Source organism: Bartonella sp. AD328YNZD (genome assembly GCF_042196425.1).
The window spans coordinates 1-1,793 of the sequence record NZ_JBHIQG010000434.1 but is presented as its reverse complement, the minus strand read 5'-3'; the positions used below and the strand labels follow the sequence as shown (position 1 = coordinate 1,793).

Here is a 1,793-nt window from a genome sequence, read left to right as displayed (position 1 = left end):
CATATTTATGAAAATGCCAAGGTTTTTAATAAGGCTATTATAATGGGCTTTGTTTATGGCAATGCTCATGTATGTGATTGTGCCCGCGTTTATGCAAATGCTCATGTTTATGACAATGCGCATCTTTCTTATAATGCTTGGGTTTATCATCAGGCGCGGGTTTATGGCAATGCAAAAATCTCTGGTTATTTCATGGTCATAGGTAATGTCTATGGCAATGCAAGATTAAAAAGAGACAGTGATTTATATTGGGTTCCCATAAATTGTGAGGTTTATGAAAACGATACCGTTGTAAAGATTATTGAAAATAACGCTGCGTAAATAATGGCGCGGGCGCGGCGGGGGTGCCCCTCTCTCAATTTTCCATTCCAAATTTTATCAAACGTTTATCACATTAGATTGTGAGGGTATCTCTATGTGCAAAAAATATGAATTAACCAGTGAAATCAAAAAAATCAAACATGCTCTTACTCGAAATATTATAAGCCTTTATCGCATTAAAGCTTTAAAAGATTTTGATGATATAAAGGCGGGGTCCTTAGGCGGCTTTATTGAAAAGGAAGTTAACCTATCCCATGATGGTAATTGCTGGGTCTATGATGAGGCTTGTGTCTATGGTCATGCAAGGGTGTATGATGATGCAAAAATACGGCATTATTCGCAAGTCTGTGGTCAAGTTTATGGCAATGCTGAGGTCTATGGAAAAGCTTTTATCTCTCAATATGCTAAAGTTTATGACCATGCTTTTGTCTATGGCAATGCTCATGTTTATGGCAATGTTTATGGGTATGCTCATGTGAATGGTAGTGCCCGCATTCTTGCTGATGCTCATATTTATGACCATGCGCATGTTTCTTATGATGCTACGGTTTTTAGTTATGCACGCGTCTATGGTCATGCCAAGGTTTGTGGCTCTGCTTGCATTTATAGCCATGCAAAAGTTTATAATTATGCTGTTATTAATGGTCGTGCTAAAATTTATGGCAAGGTTTATGGAAATGCTTGTGTGAGTGGCTCTTGTGAGATTTATGGCTCTGTTTATGGCAATGCTAAAATCTCATATTGTGCAACGATCTGGGGGCGTGTTTATGGCAATGCAAAAATCAACAAAAAAAGCAAAGTAAGGTTGGTTCCAAAAAATTGTGAGGTGTATGAAAGAGATAATGTTATCAATATAACTGATAAAACAGAATAAAAACAGGTATGGGGGGCGTGCATTCTTTATGGTTATAAACGCATATAAAATGCATTACTATAAACATCTCATAAAAGATAGCATTCATAAAAAAAGCCGTGTCAAATGATATGACGCGGCTTTCAAATGTCTATTCTAATGATTAAAATGAATCATCCACAATGGAGTAATGAATGCATATATACAAAACGTATCATATTGCAAGCGCTCTATGAGAGATATGAAAACTTATCAAAAGAAACGTAAATGTGCGTATGATCTTTAATCACTCATTTGAATTACAGAGCCTATAAATGCTTGTTATGGCTATTAAACGTATCAAACAAATCAAAATGCTCGGTAGCTTTATCAATCCAATCAAAAGCAAATGCATATTCAATAAATATCTGCAAAAAACGTTCTTTTTAGCTTGCAAGCATTGGTTTTTAAAAGCAGCTTTTCATAAGATAAATAAACAAACGCTTTTATAAAATGTAAGGTTTTTAAATTTTTTCTGCTGTGAAAGCTAAATCTTAGTTTTCTCATAAATGAAACGTTCTTAAGAGCAAATGATAACTAAGTTATAACTGTAATAAAAAAGAGTTTTAACGTTTCTTAT

Annotated in this window: 1 protein-coding gene and 1 pseudogene; both read left to right on the top strand. The window is 34.7% G+C overall.

Going from position 1 to position 1,793, the window contains the following annotated elements; all coding sequences use genetic code 11:
* Nucleotides 1–321 (top strand): annotated as a pseudogene (locus ACFIO3_RS12570) (hypothetical protein); the annotation flags it as partial.
* Between the two features lie 94 nt (nucleotides 322–415).
* Entirely contained in the window at nucleotides 416–1,195 is a 780-nt protein-coding gene (locus tag ACFIO3_RS12565; protein ID WP_375704566.1) for a hypothetical protein, read from the top strand.
* Nucleotides 1,196–1,793 lie beyond the last annotated feature (598 nt).